The following is a 23,381-nucleotide window of genomic DNA, read 5'->3' on the forward strand; positions in this document are numbered from 1 at the left end:
CAAGTGATTATTTGCTCAGCGCAGTGGATATTTAATTTCTTCTAATACTAGAAAACACAAAGGCTGCCAACAAGCTGGCAGCCTTTAAAATCAGCGTGTTATTGCGCTGGCTTATCGGTGCTTATTTAACTTCAGCCAGTTCAGCGCGCATTTGATCGATCACTTGTTTGTAATCTGGCTCACCGAAAATCGCCGAGCCTGCAACAAACATGTCTGCGCCCGCTTCTGCAATTTCACGAATGTTGTCAACCTTCACACCGCCATCGATTTCTAAGCGGATATCACGACCAGACTCGTCAATCATCTTACGAACGGCACGCAGTTTATCTAGTGTATGAGGAATGAATGATTGACCACCAAAACCAGGGTTTACCGACATCAGTAGAATCATGTCGACTTTATCCATAATAAATTCAAGACTTGCAAGTGGCGTTGCTGGGTTTAGTACCACACCAGCCTGACAGCCGTGCTCTTTAATTAACTGCAGTGTACGGTCTACATGATCAGAAGCTTCTACATGGAACGTAATCATCGACGCACCCGCTTTTGCGAAATCAGGAATAATACGGTCAACGGGTTTCACCATTAGGTGAACATCGATTGGCGCTGTGATGCCATAATCGCGTAGTGCTTTACACACAGGCGCACCAAAAGTCAGGTTTGGTACATAGTGGTTATCCATAACGTCGAAATGCACCACATCCGCACCCGCTGCGAGTACTTTTTCTACATCTTCACCGAGACGAGCAAAATCTGCCGATAAAATGGATGGAGCAATAAGAAAATCTTTCATACCTGACCTCAGTAGTAATGAGCAAACAATCTGCGCGCAATTCTACCGAAGCCAGTGGGGAGATCCACTATTTAGATATAATAGTGTGAGAATTAAGAGCTTGATTTATCCATGTCTGGCGCATGAAAAAGCGCAAGTAGCTCATCAACTTTATTACGACCGTTACCATTACGGCTAATGGTACGCTTTACTTTAACCACATTAAGATCCGCACCGTGATACAACCGACGTGTCAAGGTAGTGTCGTGGTTAGAAATCAACACAGGAATGCCACGTTCAGTCGCTGTTCTTTCAGCAATGTCGGCTAATGCAGCTTGGTCGTCCAACGTGAAACCATTACCTGCGTATGAGGTGAAATTTGCCGTATTTGAAAGCGGCGCATAAGGTGGATCGCAATACACGACGCTCCCTTTGCGCGCACGACGAAATGTTTCAGGATAACCTTCACAAACAAACGTAGCTTTTTTGGCTTTTTCTGCAAAAAACTCCAATTCCGCCTCAGGGAAATACGGCTTTTTGTAAGAGCCAAACGGTACATTGAAGCCACCTTTTTTGTTGTAACGGCATAGGCCATTAAAACCAAAGCGGTTCATGTACAAAAACGCTAAAGAGCGGTACATCACGTCATCGGTTTTATTAAACTCAGCGCGAATGTGTAGGTAGGCTTCTTTGCGGTTGTTCTCAGCGACAAACCAACGCTTCGCTTCAGAGATATACTCTTCAGGGCGTTCTTTCAGCAGGTTGTACAGATTGATCAAATCTGGATTGATATCTGCAAGTAGATAATGGTCATAATCGGTATTCAGAAACACTGAGCCCGCACCAACAAAAGGTTCAACTAGCTTTCGAGCCGGCGGCAAATGACGTTGGATGTCTTCAACCAGTCCGTATTTTCCTCCTGCCCATTTAAGAAAGGCTCGTTGCTTTTTCATCTACTGCTCTATCTATCGACCAAAAATTAAGGCTGCGGAATGTAACATATTTTTCAGGGAAGCTCAGGTTTATTTCACTCGTTCAATTTCACGGTGAACCTGACGGAGTGATTTTGCCCAAGGACTCACCGACTTAACCGAATCTGGCAAGCTTGCGACGGCATCACGAGCCATTTGAATTGTCGGATAATCTTGATATGTGATGATATACCACTCGGTATCATTACGAACGGTAGGATAAATTCGCACTTGATTATTCAGTTGATGCTCATTGAGAAAGGATTGTACATCTTCCATTGAGGTCATAGCTGCGAGTTGTAAAGTATAAGCTCTTGGCGATAGCGCTTTTAGTTCTTCACGAGCAAATGAAAACTTCACAACAGGTTGGTTTGCCTCACCCTCTTCTGACTGAGCAGGTGCTTGCGCCAGATCTTGATTCGGTTTTACGACTTTAATCAAAGGAGAGCTAGTTTCATCGGCGGTTTCTGTCTTCTCAATACCTACGACGTCATCAATCGCTTTTGTGTCTGCTGAATCAGCTTTACCTTCAAGCAATGCATCGACCACATTCGACTCAATCACCACTCTTTGTTGATTGTCATCACTGCCTACGCTCGCTACTTCTTCTGTCACTGCTGGCGGTAATGAATCAGAATCATCAACCACACCAGACTTATCAAGACTGCTAGAGCCATCGGTTACAGGTTGCAGTGAAGACTGCGCTGCACTGACTCCTGACTCTTCAAAAGTTGGAATAGCCGTTTGCTCTAAACTGCCAGCAATTTGCTGCGCTTTATCATCAGGACTTGGTTGACTAAGCATCCACCAATAGCCACCAGCAGCAAGCAACAGTAAGACTAATACCACCAACGCAATATTCAGGGGTGAACCGACAATCGAGCGGATAATGATCCTTTTTTCCACTTTCATCTCTCCTAACGCCATGATGTCACCCGGTACTGGGTCGACTTTTTTAAATGCATCTCGAACCCGTTTCTCAGACTCATCATCGACGTAGCGCGCAACAAGTGACTCAAAGAAACGACGAGCTTCCACTTCGGACAACATATCAATATCAAGCTCAACAGGCTTTATCTCTTGTCCATAACTGAGACATGCTAGCAAACCGTCTAAACGTCCAGACTGTGTAAACAGTAAGACATTGATGGTCCAATTCGGCTTATGGTGCGCCTCTAAGACCAGCATCCAAAGCTCAGAGATAAGTGTCTCACTCAATAAATGCGCATCATCTACAACAATTGCAATGTCACACGGCTCATCACCTAAAAGCCTTTCAAGGCTATCAAGTAAAGGCTCTTGCTGATTAAACAATGCGTCTGAAACCAGTTGACTCAAAATAAGGACGCGATGCTGCACATCGTCTTGATTAGAATGACAAAGTAACAAACATTGATTCTTGTTACTGGCACCCACTTCAAGGTATCGCTGCGCTAACCAAGATTTCCCGTACCCATCATGACCATTAATCGCAATGAGATTGGAACCAAAGTTAGTCAGTAGACCTAATCTATCAAGCAACTCGATTTGAGAATCTAATTCCAGTACGTTAGCAACACTCATCTAATAACCTTAATACACTACAAGAATGACGCCCAAAGGCGCCATTACAAGGTTAAATATCGCGACCGAAGTCTATTGCCTGTTTGAGTACGTCTTGTGTCGTATCAGCAATTACCTCGGCAGTGCCAATGCCTGTAGGCAAAACCAATCGTAATTGACCAGAGAGGACTTTCTTATCTCGCATCATGTGCTTGATGAAGTCATCGAAATTCATACTGTCTGGAGTATGCACAGGCAGTTTTGCACGACGCAAAATCGCAACAATACGCTCAAATTGCTCTTCCGAGATCAGACCACGTAGATGCGACGTTTTGGCCGCCATAACAGTGCCGGAAGATACCGCTTCACCATGCAGCCAATTGCCATAGCCAAGTTCCGCTTCAATCGCATGACCAAAGGTGTGACCTAAGTTAAGCAAAGCACGGATGCCCGACTCTTTCTCATCCTGAGCCACCACTTCCGCTTTTATTTCACAGCAACGTGCGATCGCATAAGTTAGTGCTTCTTCATCCAACGCATACAAGCGCTCAAGATTGTCTTCTAACCATACAAAAAAATCTGCATCGTAAATAATGCCGTACTTAATGACTTCGGCGATACCCGCAGCGAACTCACGTTCAGGCAACGTCGACAGACAGTTGGTATCAATGATCACTGCTTTAGGTTGGTAAAACGCACCTATCATGTTCTTACCCAACGGATGGTTAACCGCGGTTTTTCCACCAACCGAAGAGTCCACTTGGGATAGTAATGTGGTCGGTATTTGAATAAAGTCGACCCCACGCTGGTAACAGGCAGACGCAAAACCCACAAGGTCGCCAATAACACCACCACCTAACGCGATGATCACAACATCACGAGCATAACTCCCTTCCAGTAAGAAGTTCATTACTTGATTAAATACATCCAAGTTTTTGTACTGTTCACCGTCAGGCAATTCTAACAAGGATGCACTACAACCGAGCTGCTCGAGTTGCTTTAAAATTTTGTCTGCATACAAAGGCGCCACTGTGACATTACTGATCACAACAACTTTTTGTTTTGCATTTTTGTTTGAGAGAACTTGAGAGAGGTACGCCGGGTCCTCAAATAACCCGGCGCCAATAGAGATTGGGTAGCTACGCTCAGCTAGGTTGACCGTAATCCGTTCCATCGGTTTGCTCCAATTAAAAAAAAGATAAAGACTTATCTCTCTTCTAGCATTTTTACGATCTGGTTGGCTACCACTTTTGCACTTTGATCGTCAGTGCGAACAGTGTAATCCGCTACTTCTTCATATAAAGGATTACGTTCTTCAGCTAATTGCTCCAATACTTCGCGAGGGTTATCCGTTTGAAGTAAAGGACGCTTCTTGTCGCGGTTTGTACGCGCAAGTTGCTTTTCAATCGTCGTTTCTAAGTAAACAACAACACCACGTGCCGAAAGACGATTGCGGTTTTCTTTGCTCTTAACAGAGCCACCGCCAGTCGCAAGCACGATGCCTTGCTCTTGTGTTAGGTCTTCAAGTACCGCTTCTTCACGCTTGCGGAAGCCTTCTTCACCTTCTACATCAAAAACCCAAGAGATGTCTGCACCAGTGCGTTCTTCGATCACTGTATCGGAGTCAACAAACTCCATATGCAGTTGCTGTGCTAGATGTCTACCAATTGTACTTTTGCCGGCGCCCATTGGGCCAACAAGGAAAATATTACGTTTCTCAGCCATGTTTAGCAGTAATTTACAACATTGATTCAATAAGATCGCCACAAGAAAACACAGCTAAACTGCTGTTCTACAAGGCTTGTGGCACCAGTTCCTCACAGATAATTCGTGATAAGACCCGAAATTATCCAAGCATGGTGCCACTATTGCAACTTTATTTTTGATTTAATCAGTTTTTCCCGAGACAGAACTACTGAATCACCACCTTAGGCGTGACGAAAATTAACAGCTCACTTTTGCCAACATTCTCATAACTTCGACGAAAAAGAGCACCTAATAGCGGCAGGTCGCCCAACAAAGGCACTTTGTCCACCGAGTTAGTAATGCTGTGCTGAAAAATACCACCAAGAACGACCGTTTCACCGTTATTCACTAACACTTGCGTCCCGATACGTTGAGTATCAATCGCAACCGCTTCACCAGTGCCTGTCTTCACGACTTGTCCTGGTCTATCTTGCGTGACACTTAAATCCAATACTAAGCGGTTATCCGGTGTGATTTGCGGGGTTACCTTCAAACTTAATACCGCCTTTTTGAACGTCACCGTCGTTGCACCACTTGATGATGACTCTAGGTAAGGAATCTCTGTACCTTGTTCGATATAGGCAGGTTTCTTATTGGTAGTGATCAAACGTGGGCTCGAGATAATCTCAGCTTTAGACTCTTGTTGCAGAGCAGAAAGCTCAAGATCCAACAAGGTGTCTGAACCTAACTTTGCGACCTGAAAAGCAATGCTGGTCGCATTCGGACTGGTTGCAGCTAAGTTTACATTTAGGAAGTCATCGATCCCTACTCCATCACCGTCACCACCGTCATCACCCCCTTCTCCATTATAGAGACCGATCGTGGCGAGGTTGTTCTCAATAGAACCGCCCACTGTATTACTGCCATTAATAGACGTAAAACCCCAACGAATCCCTAACTCGTCCATGTTACCTTCATTGATGGTCACAATACGCGCCTCAATTTGAACCTGTTTAACTGGAATATCCAAAGACTCAATAATTTCTCGAATCACCTCGATGTTTACAGGTAACTCTCTAATCAATAACGAGTTAGTTCGCTCATCAATGGTCATACTGCCGCGCTCTGACAGCATGCTGATATTTCCTTCTCCATTGATCATCTCCGCAATGTCTGATGCTTTAGCAAAATTAACTTTGATGATTTCAGATGAAAGCTCTCCCATTTCTTCCGTCAGTTTTTGTTTTTCTAACTGCTGCTTCTCACGCAAGTCCAGCTCATCAGTCGGAGCAACTAAAATCACGTTGCCATCAACACGCTTATCTAACCCCTTAACTTGCAAAATAATATCCAGCACTTGCTGCCAAGGGACACCATCAAGACGAAGCGTGAGGTTGCCTTCCACAGAGTCGGAGACAACCAAATTGAATTGGTTGTAATCAGCAATAAGCTGCAAGACGTTTCGCACAGGAATATCTTGGAAGTTAATCGAAATAAGCTTACCTTCTCTTTCTAAAATGCTTTTATCTGGGGCTTTCTCATTGGGTTTGATCTTCGCTACTTTGATTTCCAAAAAACGCCCCGTTAAACGGTAATCATGCATGTATTCTTCATTGATGTGCGCAACCAAGCGCGTCGTCGAGGTGTCGCGAAACACTTCTACGCTCTCAACCACAGTCGAAAAATCTTTCACGTCTAGGAGATACAATTGCTCGTCTTTTACTGAAGTGTTAAGCAAATCGATACTTAACCCTTCCTGTACACGCTTGATATCTACAATCGCGGCCGGTGACGCCAATTCGACGACAATCACGGCGTCTTTATCTTTATTAGTTCGAAAGTCGATACTTTTTAGGGCATTGGACGAAACTTCTTCAGCTGCCGCTAAAGGGGCTAAAAATACAAACAACCATAAGGAGAAGAGCCCAGTAAGTATCCTTGGTGTACGTGTTAATCCTTGTCTCATTTTCATTACTCAATATCAAAAATAAATGGGGCTATCTCAAAGCCAACTTAACTTTACGTTTTTGCCAACATCCTAAGCCGTCGGGCAACGTTTCATTAATCAACAAATAGGAGTGGCTGACATGGGTCACTTTGCCATTATTGCGTCCGAGGTATTGACCCGGCTTAACTTTATAGACGGTGCCATTGGGAGCCTGAACGAGGCCAGAAACCGTGTTATCCATGCCCATGACACCTTTCAAACGTAATTGGCTTAGTGGGAATTTTTCTAATTTGCCAGTTCGCCTTCTTGAGGGCGGTTGCCAACAATCTTTTCTTGCAACTGGCTGAGTCGCGATGGTGGCTTCTTTGGGTAATTCAAAGGGTGTACGCTGTACTTCCGGTGCGTACGTGACTGCAACATATTTGTCTGCGGGCTTAAGCTTCTCGACCTCTCGACGCGCCTGTGTTTCCACTCCTCGAATAAAATCCGTCAATGATTCATCATTCGCCTGGCAGCCCATCAATAGAGAACCCATCAGTACCAGCAACAAAGACTTACTTGTCATTTTTCGTCTCCTCCGGCTTAAACTGATAGGTGTTAGCGCGCACCCGAAAGTGCAGAGTTTCGCTCTCTTGGCTGACACGTTGCCAAGTCACATCTTTAAACGTGATGATTCGAGGTAGCGTCGCTATCGCCTGAGAAAAATGGCCGATGTCATGAAAGTCGCCCGTTAACTCAATGTTTAAAGGGAGACGATAAAGGAAGTGCTCTGATTGTTTTTCGCCCCAGTCGATTCGGGTGAAAGTCAGCTTATTGTCGATGCCAAGTTCATTCACTGAAGCGAGCATTGTAGCCAGCTCTTTTTGCGCAGGCAGTTGCTGCAGTAATAACTCGTAACGGGTGGTAAGTTCATCCAATTGAGATTGAAGCTGAGGCAACGCTGCCACTTTGTTCGCTTTGATCTTCAATGCCACCTTGAGTGTCTGCTCCTGCTGGATCAAGTGATTCAACTGTTCGTCTTTCGGTTTAAGGTAAAACCAATAACCTAAGCCTTGAATCACCATGATCAGAAGCGCGATTACTATAATCTGGGGCAACAATGGCCACTCGGCCATTTCATCGATTTCGAGATCCTGCCAATCAACCACGTTGAGCCTCCAATTTCTTCTCCGTTACTTTGAACATGAAAGACACTTTGAATGTTTGAAACTCTTTCCCAAAACGGGCTTTGCCGTGAACGATGGAATGCATTTCTACGTCGTTCAACTTGGCCGAGCGCTCCATGTTGTCTAGCATCGTGGCAAGTTTTGGAGTGCTATCTGAGATCCCAGAGATCTCAATTTCCAGATCATTCATTTTGATCTTGTCGACATATACACCTTCAGGGATAACGGCAGGCATTAAGTTCATGAACTCGGTCGTTTTGTTTCGTCCGTTTTGTAAACCTTCAACGACCTTTAGACGTTCGAGGATTTTGCTGTGCTCTTGCTCTGCAATTTTCATTGCTTCAATACGCTGGTCGAGTTCGGCAATGTAGTGAGTGAGGTAATCGAGCCGCTCCTGTTGTTGATCTTGTTGGTACTCAAAAAACTTTCCAATACCCCACTGGATGCCAACAGCGACCAACATGCCTAATGCGACCAAACTGATGAAACGACGTCGGTGCTCTTCTCTTTGATTCTCTCGCCAAGGAAGTAAATTAATGCGATAAAGCACGGGCGCCTCCTAGCCAATGAATGCCACGAACGGCCAGTCCGGCTGCTGTTGAGAAATGCTGCCAATCCACAGTACGACGCTTACGCTTAGACACCTTCATCTCAAATAGCCCTAGCGGATTTAGCAATTCACACTCTAACGACAATTGTTGAGACAACTCCTCTGCGAGCATGGGAGTGGAGGCCCCTTCCCCTGATAACCAGATACCCTTGATGTTTTGTGAGCCATTGATTGAGGTATAGAGCTGCATCTGGCGCTTTACTCGCTCTACGATTTGACGGTTAAACAGCTCTGTTTTCTCCTGAGCATCATCGGACAGAAAATCGACTGGAGAAGCGCTGTTTGCTCCGCGTGTGCCGTAAGCAAACTCTTTGTGAAACAGTTCACCTTGTTCGGTAAACATGGTGAAGGAGCTCGATAAGGTGCCAATATCGAGTAAGCAGTATTTGTTTTTGTCAGGAAAGCGATCGGCGGTGAGCTTCCAGATATGACCAAGGCTTTGCGAATACACGTCCACTAAAACAGGTTTTAGTCCGGACTTTTGTAATGCATCAACTCGGCCTTCTACCACATCTTTTCTTGTCGCAAACACTTGATAGCTATCACTGCCACTCTGCCCGCCCTCCGCGCGAAGACGAACGAAGTCTAAACTCAGCTCTTCGACAGGGAATGGCGATTGATGAGAAAAGGCTTGTATCACTGCAAACTCAACTTCACTCTCTTCAAGATTTTGTTCTATTTGCAGTTTCTTGCTAATTACCGAGTTATCAGGAACTGAAATCGCAACTTTTTTAGCGCCAAAAGGCAGTTCTTTTTTTATCTGCTTGAGGGTCTTTACAATTTCTTGATGATTTATGGTGTTATTTTCAGCGACAATACCTTCCTTTAGTAATATTTCTTTGTAACCCAACAGAGCGTAATTGTTGCCTGTGGGTTTAAGTACTACGGCTTTGAGGCTGTTATGGCCTATATCGATGCCGGTAACGATTAGCTTATCCATCTCTTACTCTCGCTCCGAAATTTCTTCGTGCAAAGGTTGTTATTAGCATCCAAATAAGAGTTAATATCTCTTATGTGCTAAATTTTTGACCTAAGAGTACAAGGGTTTGCCGTTACACAGCCTCAACCAATCAGGGATTCTCCGGTGAAGTTCATAAAGCGTTTATTATTTTTAACATTGATTTGCATAATTCTTGGAGTCACCACAATATTTGGCTTCTATCAGTACGTGAAGCCTGAATTGCCAGATGTTGCAACTCTAAAAGACGTTGAATTACAAACACCTATGAAGGTGTTTAGTCAAGACGGGAAGCTGATCGCACAGTTCGGTGAAAAGCGTCGTATTCCTGTTACTTATGACGAAATTCCTCAAGACTTAATTCACGCGCTCATCGCAACCGAAGATAGCCGTTTCTACGAGCATCCTGGTATCGACCCTATCGGCATCACTCGTGCAGCTGTTGTTGTTGCGGTTTCAGGCTCGGCTAAACAGGGTGCAAGTACGATTACGCAACAGCTAGCTCGTAACTTCTTCTTATCTAATGAGAAGAAGATCATGCGTAAGATTAAAGAGATTTTTATTGCTATCCATATTGAGCAGCTTTTAAGTAAGCAAGAAATCATGGAGCTTTATGTCAATAAAATCTTCCTTGGTTACCGCTCATATGGCTTTGGTGCTGCCGCTCAAGTGTATTTTGGCAAGAGCCTTGATGAATTGACGTTAAGTGAGATTGCAACACTCGCTGGTATGCCAAAAGCGCCATCAACCATGAACCCAATTTACTCTCTTGAGCGCGCAACAAAACGCCGTAACGTTGTATTAATGCGAATGCTTGATGAGAAATACATTACACAAGAGCAGTATGACGAAGCACGCAATGAACCTATTGTGGCGCGTTATCATAGCGCTGAGATTGAGCTTTCCGCACCTTACGTAGCAGAGTTGGCTCGTGCATGGGCAGTAAAAGAATACGGTGAAGAAGAAGCTTACACCTCTGGCTTGAATATCTACATGACTGTGGATTCTAAACTGCAAGATGCTGCAAATACGTCTGCGGTAAATAACCTCTTGTCATACGATGAACGTCATGGCTACCGTGGTGCAGAAAGTGTGCTTTGGAAAGAAGGGGAAGCGGCCTGGGACAATGAGCAAATAGAAAAGCACCTGAAGAAACAGCCAACTTATGGTGACCTTTACCCTGCGGTTGTGACGAAAGTCGATGATAAGACGGCGCAAGTATGGGTTAAGAACCATGAAGAGCAAACCATCCCTTGGACTGGAATGCACTGGGCGCGTAAGTACATTACCGATAACCGCCAAGGCTCAACACCAAAGTCAGCGCATGATGTGCTAGCGGCAGGTCAACAAGTTTGGGTTCGCGAAGTAAGTGAAACCGATGAAGATGACAACACAACACTGAGCTGGAAACTGAGCCAAGTGCCGACAGCAAACACCGCGTTTGTTGCGATGAACCCAGAAAATGGCGCGATATTGTCGCTGGTTGGTGGTTTCAACTTTGTTCACAGCAAGTTTAACCGTGCAACCATGTCAGTACGTCAGGTTGGTTCAAGTATCAAGCCTTTCATCTACTCGGCAGCAATTGACAAAGGGCTGACTCTAGCCACTCTGATTAACGATGCGCCGATTAACAAGTGGGATGCAGGTTCTGGTTCAGCTTGGCGACCAAAAAACTCACCACCAACTTATGGTGGTCCAACGCGTCTTCGCCTCGGCTTAGCTCAATCAAAAAACGTCATGGCAGTGCGTACACTCCGTGAAGTTGGCCTCGAGGAGACACGTCAGTACCTTACTCGTTTCGGTTTTGATATTAACCAAGTACCACGCTCTGAGACCATCGCACTCGGAGCTGGCAGCTTAACACCAATGAAAGTGGCACAAGGTTACTCTGTGTTTGCAAACGGTGGTTATTACGTTGAACCATTCTATGTAGAACGCGTGGAAGATGCATTCGGTGAAGTACTGTTTAAAGCCAATCCAAAGAGTGTTTGTCATAAGGATTGTCCGCAAATGAGCGAGCAGCCAGAAAATCGCTACGCTGATGAATTTGGCGAACAAGACGTCGCGATTGATGGCCTAGCAACAGACAATGCCCTTGAAAATGATGAACCTCAATATGCACCGCAAGTTATCTCCGAACAGAATGCATTCTTAATGCGTGAGATGATGTACAGCAACATTTGGGGTGGCGGTAACTGGCGTGAAGGCACAGGTTGGAATGGTACAGGCTGGCGCGCGCAAAAACTTGGTCGTCGTGATATCGGGGGTAAAACGGGTACAACGAATGATTCCAAGGATGCTTGGTACAATGGCTATGGACCTGGTGTCGTTGCGATAGCTTGGGTTGGCTTTGATGATCACTCACGTGCACTTGGCCGCACCACTGTTAACAGCAACCTAGGGCAAGGCCAAATTTCTGGTGCCGAGTCGGGTGCGAAAACCGCAGAGCCTGCTTGGATTGACTTCATGCGTGTTGCGCTAGAAGGGACGCCGGAGCAAGGTAAAAATATTCCAGAGGATATTATTCGAGTTCGTATTGATCGCAACAGCGGTATGCTAACGCACAAGGTAGATAGCACATCAATGTTCGAATACTTTGAAAAAGGCACGGAGCCTACCGAATACGCTGGCGACCGTTTAGAAGATAGTATTTACTCTTCAGGCTCTGGCGCAGAAGAACTGTTCTAAATCACAAAAGCACAAGGGAGAGCATCAAGCTCTCCCTTTTTTATGTCTGCTTCTTATGCTGCAGCATTCAATGATGGATAAGAAGCCAACACCTCTTTAATCTTCGCTGCTAAAGCTTCAAACCTAGCTCGTAATGGTGAGCCCGGACGATATACGAGAACGATATTACGCGAGGGTGTTGGGTTAACAGCTGGTACGTAGCATACGCCATCTTTTTGCTTCTCATTAGGGATAGAAAGCTGAGGCAATAACGTAATCCCCGCACCGGCAGCAACCATATTGCGTAACGTCTCCAAGCTGGTGGCTTTAAAACGCTCATCGTCTTTTGCACCAGCGGCAAAACAAAAACCTAACGCTTGATCTCGCAGACAGTGGCCGTCTCCCAACGCTAAAACGGTTTTACCATTCAGCTCCAACATATCAACATGGTCGAGAGAGGCCCACTCGTGGTCACATGGCACTGCGACACTTAATGGCTCTTGATACACTTCGATCTCTTTAAATGGCGCAGTTTCATCAACCGAAGCTAAAACTAAGCAATCTAGTTTGCCTTCTTCCAATTGACGCACTAATTGATGTGTTTGAGCTTCGTGCAGAAATAGCTCCAGCTCAGGAAATGCTTCTTTTATCTGCGGCAGAATTTTGGGTAGTAGATAAGGCCCAACCGTCGGGATGAAACCAATATGCATCGGTCCAGTCATGGCTCCGCTTTGACCGCTTGCCATATCTCTGAAGGTTTTCACTTCACTTAAGATGCGTTTAGCCTGCTCCACCAGCTGTAACCCTGAATCGGTAAACAAAACACGTCGGCTGCTTCGCTCTAAAAGCGTGGTACCGAGTTCATCCTCTAGTTTACGAATTTGCCCACTCAATGTTGGCTGGCTAACAAAACATGCCTCTGCCGCTTTGCGAAAGTGCTTATGTTCCGCAAGTGCAACTAAGTACTCAAAATCTCGAATATTCATAATTCACGCTTCGCTTCTTTAACAATAGCTAATACCTATCAAAACCATAACACCAAACGATTAGAGCTATCAAAGGGTTTTTACAATAATGGGCTCAACAAAACGAAACAGAGCGACGAAAAACGCTAAGCTCTATACGCATAATTTAAAATAGTTAAAGGAAATCATTATGTTTGTATCTAAAGAAGGTCAACAAGTCCCTCAAATTACTTTTCCAGTTCGTCAAGGTGACTCTTGGGTGAATGTAACGACCGATGAGCTATTTAAAGGTAAGACCGTTATCGTATTTAGCTTACCGGGTGCATTTACTCCAACCTGTTCATCAAGCCATCTACCTCGTTACAACGAATTGTTCCCTGTATTTAAAGAGCACGGAGTGGATGAGATTATTTGTGTCTCGGTCAATGATACGTTCGTGATGAATGCATGGAAACAAGACCAAGAAGCAGAAAACATTACCTTCATCCCGGATGGTAATGGTGAATTCACCGATGGCATGGGTATGTTAGTGGATAAAAACGACATCGGCTTTGGCAAACGTTCATGGCGTTACAGCATGCTAGTAAAAGATGGTGTAGTGGAAAAAATGTTCATTGAGCCAAACGAACCAGGCGACCCATTCAAGGTGTCAGACGCAGATACGATGCTGAACTACATAGCGCCTGACTACAAAACGCAAGAATCCATCACGGTGTTCACTAAACCAGGCTGCCCTTTCTGTATGAAAGCGAAACAAAATCTGATTGACCACGGTCTTCAATATGAAGAAGTGATTCTGGGTAAAGACGCAACAACAGTTAGTCTACGAGCTATATCTGGTCGCACGACTGTTCCACAAGTCTTTATCGGTGGCAAGCACATCGGCGGTAGCGAAGAGCTAGAAGCGTATCTAGGCTAAGCTGTCCAAAGCCTACACCCTCGGTCTCCGGTGCCTTTGGCTCGGAGGCCAACCCTAAACCACTTCTTCTACTAGTCTAGATAAGTAGTCATCTGCCAATAAGGTGACTACTTATCCAGATTCAACTATCCAATTCACTCTCCAAGCTCAATGTAGCTAGCTTGGCTTAAAACAAAAGCGAGAGTTCACGATGAAACAAGTTAATGTCGACGTAGCGATTATTGGTGGCGGGACGGCTGGTCTTGGTGCTTATCGAGCAGCAAAAGCTCATACCAACAGCGTGGTAATGATTGAGGGCGGTCCCTACGGAACAACCTGTGCTCGTGTCGGATGCATGCCGTCTAAGCTGTTAATTGCGGCAGCAGAAAGTGTTCATCAAATCGAAAAAGCACCTGGATTTGGGATACACCCGCAAGGTGAAGTACGAATTAACGGACGAGAAGTTATGGATCGTGTAAAGCGCGAACGCGATCGTTTTGTTGGCTTTGTACTTGAAAGTGTCGATGATATTCCCGCTGAAGACAAACTGTCGGGCTACGCGAAGTTTGCCGATGACCACACTCTCATCATAGATGATCATACTCAGGTCACCGCACAGCGCATTGTTATTGCGACAGGATCTCGTCCAGCATATCCGGCAGCTTGGAATGAACTGGGTGATCGCCTAGTGATTAACGATGATGTCTTTGACTGGGATGACTTACCAGAGTCCGTGGCAGTATTTGGCCCAGGAGTCATCGGCCTTGAATTGGGTCAGGCTTTACACCGCCTAGGAGTGAACGTGAAGCTCTTTGGCCTTGGAGGACAAGTGGGCCCACTGACAGACCCAGAGGTGATGGCGTATGCAGATAAAGCCTTTAAGGAAGAGTTCTACCTTGATGCAAATGTAAAAGTCGAAAGCATGAAACGCATTGCGTCGTCAGACAATGACGACGAAGACAAGGTCGAAATCCAATTCATCAACCATGATGGCGAATTAGAAACTTTCGTTGTCGATTACGTATTGGCCGCAACGGGTCGTCGTCCAAACGTCGATAAGCTGGCGATCGAGAACACCAATGTGGCGCTCGATGAACGTGGCGTACCAACGGCGGATCACTATACATTGCAAACTTCGGTAGAGAGCATCTTCATCGCAGGTGATGCAAGTAACCAAATTCCACTGCTGCACGAAGCCGCTGACCAAGGCCGTATTGCTGGAGACAACGCAGGCCGTTTCCCAGATATTCGTGCGGGTCTGCGTCGCTCACCAATTTCAGCCGTGTTCTCCGACCCTCAAATTGCTATGGTTGGAGAAACATATAAGCAACTAGAAACACGTCTAGGCACATGTGGATGTTTCGCAACCGGTGAAGTCTCGTTTGAAAATCAAGGACGTTCGCGCGTCATGCTTCGTAATAAAGGTATTCTGCATGTCTACGGAGAGCAAGGCACTGGACGTTTTTTAGGTGCAGAAATGATGGGCCCGAATGCAGAGCATCTTGCGCACCTTTTAGCGTGGGCGCACCAAAATAGGATGACGATTTCTGAGATGTTAGATATGCCCTTCTATCACCCAGTGATTGAAGAAGGCGTCCGCACCGCTCTACGTGATTTGAATGCAAAACTACACTTAGGGCCAGAAATGGTGAAACATTGTCTTGACTGCGGCCCTGGCTGCTAACGCTTTCAGGCTTCTATCTAAATATAAAGCAAAGCCTCGTCATCAACGAGGCTTTGCTTTACTACTTCGGCGCAATGAAATCTCTCTTACGCTGCCATCATTGCATAGCGGCTGACCATACAAATCGCGACAACACCGATCATAAAGAACCCACTAGCGATACCCAGCGCAAGTTTCAACTCTGTCGACATCATTATATTTCCTGTTAAAGACTGACAGCGCACCATACATCAATTACGTGCCACAAAGCTTTTACAAAGCTAACTTTCCATTTTTGGTTGGGTCATGGCGCTCTAAGCCCGTGTAAGAAACGCTTTCCACCATTTAGTTAGATATATAATCTGAAGCAACACTAATGGTTTGGAAAACACTATGACTTGTCGCCGCTGCGAGGTACATTGGTTTTGGAAAAAACTTGGACGTTGCCAACGATGCTTGGATCAATTGACGGTGCTTTCTGTACTGTGTTGGATTGTGTGGTGGTTTACGCTCAAAGATGATCCACAAAGCATCGAGTCGATCGCTTTGATCTTTGCCGGCTTCGCTTTCAACGTTTTGTTGTTTCTACACTTATGGATGCGTTTTGTCATCTTGCCTTGGCTGCGTCGAAAGGGACAAAAAAAGGCGAATAAAAAAGAGAAAAGTGACAGATAGAAAAAAGCCCCAAAACCAATGTCAGTTCTGGGGCTCTCTTAGATTCTTCTAAGAAAAAGCAGTGGTACTTTAATAGACCAGGCTTCCTCTCAAAGGTTCCAAATTTTTTCGATTTTTTTAGCGAATACTGATGTAAGTAAACAGGAAAATGACTATGTCATTGAATGCTAATAAAATCACTCCACAACTTCAGTTCATGCCACATGCGTTTTTTGGATCACTTGCTCCATTAAATTGATCTCAAGCGCTACCTCATCACATGCATGTTGACGTGGGCACTGATCGCAATCTTTCAGAACTTTCTCCGGCAGTAATGACTTCGATGTCGGTAAAAAGCTTTGCTTCATAAAGAACTCAGGCGTTCGCGTTAGAACAAAGACTTTCTTGATCGCCATCTGGCGCGCTTTCTCAACCAAATAGTTCACAATCGCACTGCCCTGCCCTTGGCCTTGCCAGCCCGCTTCGATACCAAGAGAGCGTATTTCAGCCAACCCTGAGTCATACACATATAGAGAAGCGCAACCCGTCACTTCACCATGATGCTCAGCCACCGCGAAAGAGCCAATATCTCTCACGAGCTCATTACGAGAGCGCGGAAGATTCTCACCAAGGTTCGCCCAGTAAGCAACCATACCTTCCAACGTTTCAATGTCCGTCAAACGTGCAGGACGCACTTTCACCGCCGAGCTGTCACGTTGGCTCAGGCGCTTATCCGCTTGTTCTACCGCGTAAGCGACCTGGTGAGGCGAAACACCACCCAAAGCACAACGCTTTTCCAAACACGAATCGATAGTCAGAATGTCATACACATCCGCTTCAATGACCTCTGAGAAGGCTTTTAACTCTTCGATAGACAGTTCTTCTAGCGCACAACCTTTAGCAATAGCACCAACGACCGCGACACCGACGATGTGGTGAGCTTCACGGAATGGGATGCCTTTCGCCACTAGGTAATCAGCCAACTCAGTCGAGTTTGCGTAACCTTGTTTCGCCGCTTCTAGTGTGCGCTCGCCATTCACTTTAATACCGTCAAAACACAGAGCTGCCATTTCCATGCAGTCGTTCCATGTATCTAGAGCGTCAAACAACCCTTCTTTATCTTCCTGCATGTCTTTGTTGTACGCCAATGGCAAGGCTTTAACTGTCATCATCATGCTCGATAATGCGCCATAGACACGCCCTGTCTTACCACGGATCAACTCAAGTGCATCTGGGTTTTTCTTCTGTGGCATTAATGACGAACCAGATGTCACCGTATCCGCTAACTCAATGAAGTTTGACTCGCCTGAATTGTAGAAGATCATATCTTCTGCAAGACGAGAAAGGTGAAGCATAGAAATCGACGCCACCGACATCAGTTCCATCACATGATCACGATCTGAAACCGAATCGAGTGAATTACGCGTAGCACGGTGGAAACCGAGGTTATGTGCTAATTGTTCGCGATCAATCGGATAAGCCGTTCCCGCTAACGCACCCGAGCCAAGTGGACAAGTGTCGAGACGCTGTAAGGCATCATTCAGACGAGAGTAGTCACGCTCGAACATTTCAACATAAGCCAAGCACCAGTGAGCAAAGGTTACAGGTTGAGCACGCTGAAGATGAGTATAGCCTGGCAATACGGTGCCTTGGTGCTGTTTAGCAACATGGACCATTTGTGCTTGTAGGCGATCTAAAGCAATCAACAATTGCTGACCTTGCTGACGACACCAAAGTTTCAAGTCTGTGGCGACTTGGTCATTCCGAGAACGCCCAGTGTGGAGTTTTTTACCTAAATCTCCCACTTTACTGATTAGCTGCTGCTCAACCCAAGAGTGGATATCTTCTGCATCAGAGCGAAGAATTTGCTGAGGGTCTTCCATCACTTCTAACTTCAGCTCATTTAAAGCAAGTTCCAGTTTTTGCTGTTCTTCTGCCGATAGCACATCAACAGAAAGCAGAGCTTTAGACCATGCGATTGAACCTACGATGTCTTGCTCAGCCAATCGGTAGTCAAAACGCAACGAATCATTGAACTCTTTAAATCTGGTGTCTGCCGCTTGGGTAAATCTTCCGCCCCATAATGCCATTGCGTCTCTCCTGATGACTATTGCTTACTCTAACGTTCTCGAATGAGTAGTAACCAATTTGATGGTCATTTGCTCACTTTTTCTTATGGGTCAACGTTACGGCAATTTCGATAAAAAATAAAGTATAAATTCAATATTTTTACATATATATTCAAGACAAATTTAGGTACCCGCTTTTAGAAACCAAAAGACCCACCTATAAATGGCGGGTCTTTATTCAATCCAAGATGGATGTTAAGGGATTATTTCTTCTGGCTGTTCAATGCACGAATACGGCTTGATAGCGAGTAAAGACGGATGAACCCACCTGCATGGCTTTGGTCGTAAACTTCATCTTCACCAAAAGTCGCGAACTCTTCTGAATACAAGCTGTTGTCAGAACGTTTTTGCGTGACTGTCGCTTGACCTTTGTAAAGCTTAACAACCACTTCACCGTTAACGTCTTGCGCTAGCTCTTCTGAAGCAGCAAGGATCGATTTACATAGTGGCGTAAACCAACGGCCATCGTATACAAGGTGAGACGCTTTTAGACCTAGCTCCTCACGGAATTCGAATGATGATTTGTCTAGCACAAGCTGCTCTACAGCACGCAGCGCTTCCATCATGATGGTGCCTCCCGGTGTTTCATAACAACCACGAGACTTCATCCCAACAAGACGGTTTTCCACGATATCGATACGGCCAACACCGTGCTTAGCGCCCTTCTCGTTTAGGTAAACCAGTGCGTTGTATGGTGTCATCGCTTCACCATCAACTTCGACCACTTCACCTTTTTCTACTTTCAGCGTGACGTATTCCGCTTCATTTGGCGCTTGCTCTGGGTCGACAGTCCACACCCAGCAGTCTTCGTTTGGTGCGTTCCACGTATCTTCTAAAACGCCGCCTTCCGTCGAAATGTGCCATGCGTTTGCATCACGTGAATAGATCTTAGTAAGAGACGCAGAGCAAGGAATATTACGCTCAGCTAGGTAATCCAAACACTCTTCACGACTCACTAGGTCCCACTCACGCCAAGGTGCAATCACTTGTAAGTCCGGTGCTAGTGCTGCGAATGCGCCTTCGAAACGTACTTGGTCGTTACCTTTACCTGTACAGCCATGACACAGAGCGTCCGCGCCCACTTTACGTGCCACTTCAACCTGCGCTTTGGCAATGATTGGACGCGCCATTGATGTACCTAGCAGGTACTTACCTTCGTAGTACGCGCCAGTTTTTAGCGTTGGGTAAATGTAGTCTGCGACCATTTCTTCTTTCAAGTCAGCGATGTAGCACTCAGAAGCACCAGAGGCTTTTGCTTTCGCTTCAATGCCTTCTAGCTCTTCGGCACCTTGACCAACATCGGCAACGAAAGCCACTACTTCACAGTCGTAGTTCTCTTTTAGCCACGGGATGATTACTGAAGTATCTAGACCGCCTGAGTATGCGACTACCACTTTATTTACGTTCACTTTGCTCATGTTTTTTCTCCAAACTTAACTGGCGCTGCGCTCGGCGGTCAGTGCCAACTACGACTTCCTAATATTGAATTCTTTTGCTGATGCTTATTGAGGCAAGAATTGAGTACCAATACTTTCACCAGCGAATAACTGTGCTAATTTTTCTGGGTAACGCCAGGTCGCGACTTCAATTGGACGGCCAAGATCATTGGCGGCCTCCAAAGCGGCTTTAACTTTGACGATCATGCCATCGGTGATCACATGTCCATCGATCAACGAGTTAGCTTGCTGCTCTGACAGGGTTTTGATCAAATGGCCTTTTCCATCTAGTACACCACTCACGTCTGATAACAGGACTAACTCCGCATCTAATGCGCCCGCAACCGCGACTGCTGCTTGATCAGCATTCACATTCATCATCTGGCCATCTTTGGTTAAACCAATTGAACTGATGATCGGCAGTGCACCTGTGTTTAGCACCGCTTGTAATAGTGCTGAGTCACCCGGTGATGCTTTGCCTACCGCGCCGAGTTCTGGGTCAAGTTCTTCAACAAGACACAAACCACCATCCGCAAGGCTAAGGCCCACAGCGTTAAGACCGTCCGCAATCGCTTGACCTTGAAGTAACTTATTCGCAGTGCCCGCAAGCGCGCCTGCAATCACAGGAATTTGCTCGTATGGCGTTACGCGTAAACCGTTTTTCTTTACGGTTTCAAGCTGAAGCTTTGCCATCAACTCATCAACTAGGTAGCCACCGCCATGAACGATGGCGATTTGTCGCTGTGCCGATTTTTGGTAAGCCGCAATGGCACCAAAAAGTTGGCTTAAGGTTTGAGTGCATGATAGAGCTGCACCACCTAGCTTAATGACTAAAGGAGCTTGATTGGTTTGCGTCATCGCATTTCCCTCTTTCAACGACTACAGCAACGCTGTCAGTTCTGGGTAACCGTAATGAATATTGAGACATTGCATCGCTTGACTCGATGCACCTTTAAGTAGGTTGTCGATAGCTGAAATCACAATGATGTGTTCGCCTTGTACCTTCCAGCCGATATCGCAGAAAGGGGTATTTTCGACATCCTGAATACGTGGAATACCGTCGCCTTTAAGACGCACCGCAGGCTTGCCTTGATAAGCTTGTTCAAACGCCTGTGCCACTTGTGCTTCTGTCACACCTTGCGCAAGCTTCATGGTGATAGTGGCAAGAATGCCGCGTTTAAAGTTGCCGAGGTGCGGAGTAAAAATCACATCGCAACCCAAGTGCTGAGCAATCTCTGGCTGGTGACGATGGTTAAATACACCATAAGGTTGCAAGCTCACTTCACAGAAGCTGTTAACCATGGAGGCTTTACGCCCTGCACCTGATACACCACTGGTTGCGTTGATCACTGGCCATTGGTTGGTATCGAGCAACGCATGTTCTAATAAAGGTTTGATTGCAAGCTGTGAAGCGGTTGGGTAGCAACCTGCTACTGCAATCAAAGGAGTGGTTTTTATTGATTCTTGGTTCCACTCTGCTAAGCCGTACGCTGCTTTATCTAGCCAGTTGTTATGTTGATGTGCGAAGCCATAAAAAGTGTCGTAAAAGCCTTCACTTTTCACACGGAATGCGCCCGATAAATCGAATACCTGACAGCCTGCCTCCAAGAAAGTTGGGGCTAAATCATGGCTGACTTCGTGAGCCGTTGCCAAAAACACCACGTCCGATTCTTGAGCGATTTGCAGTGGATCCGTTAGTGGTAAAACTGGCATATCAATGATGCCCGCTAGCTTACCGTGCAGCTGCGCGATGCTCTTTCCCGCATCAACACTGTTGGCGGAAACGTATAAACCTGATAGCGTGAGTTGTGGGTGTTTATTAACCATTAACGCTAACTCTGCGCCGGTGTAACCGCTGGCTCCAATAATCGTGGTTTTTAGCATTGTGTGACATCCATATACTTAAAGGCTCAAATGACTATTCATATTTAATTTCTGCTTTATTTTGATTTTTTATTCATTAAATATGATTTAATATGTGTTTTACATTTTTGTGGTCTGTCTGTCAACAGGAGATTTGAAGAATCCATGCAATTACCAACTTTTCTAGAGGTCTATGAAGGACTCATCAGCACCTCTTCTATCAGCTCCACGGATCCGAGCTGGGATCAGGGCAATGCAAAAGTCATCGAAAAACTCGCATCTTGGTTTAAAGATCTGGGTTTTAGCGTTGAAGTGATCGAAGTCGAGCCAGGCAAGCACAATATGATCGCACGTATGGGAGAGGGAGAAGGTGGCCTTTTACTTGCTGGCCATAGTGATACCGTGCCATTCGATCAAGGGCGATGGAATTTTGATCCGCATAAACTGACGGAAAAAGACAACCGCTTCTACGGTTTAGGCACAGCAGACATGAAAGGCTTTTTCGCCTTTATTTATGAAGCAGTGAAGAAAGTCGATTGGAGCAAGCAGAGCAAACCACTTTACGTATTAGCCACTTGTGACGAAGAGACCACCATGTTGGGCGCGCGACATTTCACAGCAAACGCCCCATTTAAGCCGGATTACTGCATCATTGGTGAACCCACCAGCCTTGTACCAATTCGAGGTCATAAAGGGCATGTGGCAAATGCCATTCGCGTAACAGGCAAGTCCGGTCACTCATCGGACCCAGCGCTTGGCGTTAACGCTATTGAGATCATGCATGAAGTCATGTTCGCCATGATGCAACTGCGTGACAAATTGATTAAAGAATATCACCATCCGGGTTTTGCCATTCCAAGCCCAACCCTAAATCTTGGACACATTCACGGTGGTGACAGCGCTAACCGTATTTGTGGTTGCTGCGAACTGCATTACGACGTGCGTCCTCTTCCCGGCATTAGCCTTGATGGTTTAGAGAACATGTTGCGCGGAGCATTAAAAGAAGTCGAAGCGAAATGGCCTGGGAGACTGGAGATTATTCCATTGCATGAGCCTATTCCGGGTTACGAATGCCAACATGACCACCCATTTATTGGTGGTGTTGAAGAGATCTGCCAAACCAGTTCAGAAACCGTGAACTACTGTACTGAAGCACCATTTCTACAGCAGTTGTGTCCAACCTTGGTGCTCGGCCCTGGGTCAATCGACCAAGCCCATCAACCGGATGAGTTTCTATCCTTCGACTTTATCGACCCCACAATTGATGTGCTTTCAAAGGCGATGGTCAAGTACTGCTGTTAATACGCGTTTAAGCTCGAAAGTCTGTGCAGCTCGATTGAGCTGCATCTTTTTATCTTCACAATTTAGCGCTAGTCTTAACACTTATTTAACTTGTTATTTTGTAATTAATTTTCACTTCTTACTCTATGGCTGCCGTAAATTTGCTCTAAAT

The 23,381-nt window shown here is 45.7% G+C and carries 20 protein-coding genes; 5 read left to right on the forward strand and 15 right to left on the reverse strand.

Annotated features, from left to right (window positions below):
* Positions 1-121: 121 nt before the first annotated feature.
* The 10 genes from rpe to pilM all read right to left on the reverse strand — a co-directional run bounded on the left by rpe (position 122) and on the right by pilM (position 9,635).
* Positions 122-793 carry a ribulose-phosphate 3-epimerase gene (rpe, locus tag R7O03_RS20060; RefSeq protein WP_005381300.1) on the reverse strand — a complete coding sequence of 224 codons (672 nt, stop codon included), beginning with the start codon at positions 791-793 and terminating at the stop codon, positions 122-124.
* A 92-nt stretch (positions 794-885) separates the two neighbouring features.
* Positions 886-1,725, reverse strand: a complete 840-nt coding sequence (locus tag R7O03_RS20065) for a Dam family site-specific DNA-(adenine-N6)-methyltransferase (protein WP_005382762.1) — start codon at positions 1,723-1,725, stop codon at positions 886-888.
* A gap of 69 nt (positions 1,726-1,794) precedes the next feature.
* Positions 1,795-3,306, reverse strand: coding sequence for an SPOR domain-containing protein (locus R7O03_RS20070; RefSeq protein WP_064368813.1), 1,512 nt, complete (start codon positions 3,304-3,306; stop codon positions 1,795-1,797).
* Positions 3,307-3,358: 52 nt separating this feature from the next.
* Positions 3,359-4,459 carry a 3-dehydroquinate synthase gene (gene aroB, locus R7O03_RS20075; RefSeq protein WP_005381318.1) on the reverse strand — a complete coding sequence of 367 codons (1,101 nt, stop codon included), beginning with the start codon at positions 4,457-4,459 and terminating at the stop codon, positions 3,359-3,361.
* A gap of 32 nt (positions 4,460-4,491) precedes the next feature.
* Positions 4,492-5,010 (reverse strand): shikimate kinase AroK, encoded by a 519-nt coding sequence (aroK, locus tag R7O03_RS20080; protein ID WP_005381319.1) that lies wholly within the window; start codon positions 5,008-5,010, stop codon positions 4,492-4,494.
* A gap of 187 nt (positions 5,011-5,197) precedes the next feature.
* Positions 5,198-6,943 carry a type IV pilus secretin PilQ gene (locus R7O03_RS20085; protein WP_206949731.1) on the reverse strand — a complete coding sequence of 582 codons (1,746 nt, stop codon included), beginning with the start codon at positions 6,941-6,943 and terminating at the stop codon, positions 5,198-5,200.
* 25 nt (positions 6,944-6,968) lie between these two features.
* Positions 6,969-7,484 carry a pilus assembly protein PilP gene (locus R7O03_RS20090; RefSeq protein ID WP_064368814.1) on the reverse strand — a complete coding sequence of 172 codons (516 nt, stop codon included), beginning with the start codon at positions 7,482-7,484 and terminating at the stop codon, positions 6,969-6,971.
* Positions 7,474-8,067 carry a type 4a pilus biogenesis protein PilO gene (locus tag R7O03_RS20095; protein ID WP_064354357.1) on the reverse strand — a complete coding sequence of 198 codons (594 nt, stop codon included), beginning with the start codon at positions 8,065-8,067 and terminating at the stop codon, positions 7,474-7,476. The genes R7O03_RS20090 and R7O03_RS20095 overlap by 11 nt, the downstream gene beginning before the upstream one ends.
* Positions 8,060-8,635, reverse strand: a complete 576-nt coding sequence (locus R7O03_RS20100) for a PilN domain-containing protein (protein ID WP_005381323.1) — start codon at positions 8,633-8,635, stop codon at positions 8,060-8,062. The genes R7O03_RS20095 and R7O03_RS20100 overlap by 8 nt, the downstream gene beginning before the upstream one ends.
* Positions 8,619-9,635, reverse strand: coding sequence for a type IV pilus assembly protein PilM (pilM, locus tag R7O03_RS20105; protein WP_318131972.1), 1,017 nt, complete (start codon positions 9,633-9,635; stop codon positions 8,619-8,621). The genes R7O03_RS20100 and pilM overlap by 17 nt, the downstream gene beginning before the upstream one ends.
* Positions 9,636-9,779: 144 nt before the next feature.
* On the opposite strand from pilM, the gene R7O03_RS20110 reads away from it, so the two are divergent.
* Complete coding sequence (locus R7O03_RS20110) at positions 9,780-12,341, forward strand: PBP1A family penicillin-binding protein (RefSeq protein WP_318131973.1); 2,562 nt, start codon at positions 9,780-9,782, stop codon at positions 12,339-12,341.
* 53 nt (positions 12,342-12,394) lie between these two features.
* On the opposite strand, the gene oxyR is transcribed toward R7O03_RS20110, so the two are convergent.
* A complete protein-coding gene (gene oxyR / locus R7O03_RS20115) occupies positions 12,395-13,306 on the reverse strand; it encodes a DNA-binding transcriptional regulator OxyR (protein WP_005381326.1) in 912 nt (303 codons plus the stop codon).
* A gap of 169 nt (positions 13,307-13,475) precedes the next feature.
* Here oxyR and R7O03_RS20120 point away from each other — a divergent pair, with 169 nt between their 5' ends.
* The 3 genes from R7O03_RS20120 to R7O03_RS20130 all read left to right on the forward strand — a co-directional run bounded on the left by R7O03_RS20120 (position 13,476) and on the right by R7O03_RS20130 (position 16,521).
* Positions 13,476-14,204 (forward strand): redoxin family protein, encoded by a 729-nt coding sequence (locus R7O03_RS20120; protein ID WP_318131974.1) that lies wholly within the window; start codon positions 13,476-13,478, stop codon positions 14,202-14,204.
* A gap of 190 nt (positions 14,205-14,394) precedes the next feature.
* Positions 14,395-15,867 (forward strand): dihydrolipoyl dehydrogenase, encoded by a 1,473-nt coding sequence (locus R7O03_RS20125; RefSeq protein ID WP_318131975.1) that lies wholly within the window; start codon positions 14,395-14,397, stop codon positions 15,865-15,867.
* A gap of 372 nt (positions 15,868-16,239) precedes the next feature.
* On the forward strand, positions 16,240-16,521 hold the full coding sequence (locus tag R7O03_RS20130; RefSeq protein WP_213969079.1) for a DUF3624 domain-containing protein: 282 nt from the start codon (positions 16,240-16,242) through the stop codon (positions 16,519-16,521).
* 194 nt (positions 16,522-16,715) lie between these two features.
* Here R7O03_RS20130 and argH read toward each other — a convergent pair whose 3' ends face one another.
* The 4 genes from argH to argC all read right to left on the reverse strand — a co-directional run bounded on the left by argH (position 16,716) and on the right by argC (position 21,949).
* A complete protein-coding gene (gene argH, locus R7O03_RS20135) occupies positions 16,716-18,590 on the reverse strand; it encodes an argininosuccinate lyase (protein ID WP_318131976.1) in 1,875 nt (624 codons plus the stop codon).
* Positions 18,591-18,832: 242 nt separating this feature from the next.
* A complete protein-coding gene (locus R7O03_RS20140) occupies positions 18,833-20,047 on the reverse strand; it encodes an argininosuccinate synthase (protein ID WP_017821738.1) in 1,215 nt (404 codons plus the stop codon).
* A gap of 84 nt (positions 20,048-20,131) precedes the next feature.
* The gene (argB, locus tag R7O03_RS20145) at positions 20,132-20,923 is read right to left on the reverse strand and encodes an acetylglutamate kinase (RefSeq protein WP_137282407.1); all 792 of its coding nucleotides are present in this window, start codon (positions 20,921-20,923) and stop codon (positions 20,132-20,134) included.
* Positions 20,924-20,944: 21 nt separating this feature from the next.
* The gene (argC, locus tag R7O03_RS20150; protein ID WP_017633525.1) at positions 20,945-21,949 is read right to left on the reverse strand and encodes an N-acetyl-gamma-glutamyl-phosphate reductase; all 1,005 of its coding nucleotides are present in this window, start codon (positions 21,947-21,949) and stop codon (positions 20,945-20,947) included.
* A gap of 144 nt (positions 21,950-22,093) precedes the next feature.
* Between argC and argE the strand changes: the two genes are divergently transcribed.
* Positions 22,094-23,230 (forward strand): acetylornithine deacetylase, encoded by a 1,137-nt coding sequence (gene argE, locus R7O03_RS20155; RefSeq protein ID WP_005381335.1) that lies wholly within the window; start codon positions 22,094-22,096, stop codon positions 23,228-23,230.
* The last annotated feature ends 151 nt before the right edge of the window (positions 23,231-23,381 follow it).

Origin of the sequence: Vibrio sp. Vb2960, assembly GCF_033337665.1 — a bacterium.
Taxonomy (GTDB): Bacteria; Pseudomonadota; Gammaproteobacteria; order Enterobacterales; family Vibrionaceae; genus Vibrio; species Vibrio alginolyticus.